Origin of the sequence: Virgibacillus salexigens, from assembly GCF_014905415.1 — a bacterium.
Taxonomy (GTDB): Bacteria; Bacillota; Bacilli; order Bacillales; family Amphibacillaceae; genus Virgibacillus; species Virgibacillus salexigens.
Genome location: NZ_BNEO01000020.1, coordinates 1 through 661 on the forward strand (window position 1 = coordinate 1; position 661 = coordinate 661).

Annotated in this window: 1 protein-coding gene; it reads right to left on the reverse strand. The window is 37.7% G+C overall.

Annotated elements, in window-relative coordinates; genetic code table 11:
- A partial coding sequence (locus JKP73_RS22010; protein ID WP_200411966.1) for an IS6-like element ISS1N family transposase occupies positions 1 to 530 on the reverse strand: 530 nt, incomplete at its 3' end.
- Positions 531 to 661 lie beyond the last annotated feature (131 nt).

Below are 661 nucleotides of genomic sequence, written 5' to 3' on the forward strand. Positions count from 1 at the left end.
ATCGTGGAAGAGTCTGTACGGAGACTTTGATAAAATTTATTCCGTCGTTTAATAGGTCGATGGTCTTGTTCTATTAAATTGTTAAGATACTTCACAGTTCGGTGCTCTGTCTTAGTATATAAACCCACACTCTGTAACTTTCTAAAGGCGGAGCCAAGAGAAGGTGCTTTATCGGTCACAATTGCTTTCGGCTCACCAAACTGTTTATGGAGTCGTTTTAAGAAAGCATAGGCTGCTTGCGTATCCCGTTTCTTTCGTAACCAGATATCTAAGGTTAAGCCGTCCGCATCAATTGCACGATAAAGATAATGCCAACGTCCCTTAATTTTGATATAGGTTTCGTCCATTTTCCATGAATAGAAGGATTGTCTATTTTTCTTCTTCCAAAGATAATAGAGGACTTTGCTGTACTCTTGCACCCAACGATAAATCGTAGTATGACAAACATTTATTCCACGATCATATAACAATTCCTGAACTTCACGATAGCTTAGATTGTAACGCAGGTAGTAACCAACAGCGACAATAATGACGTCTTTTTTGAATTGTTTGCCTTTTGTTTGCCTTTAAAATGATTCATTACTCCGTCCTCTCTGTCTTTTTTCTCAATTTTACACTAAAATAGATTTTTTGGAAAACTTTGCAACAGAACCCTTGAGGG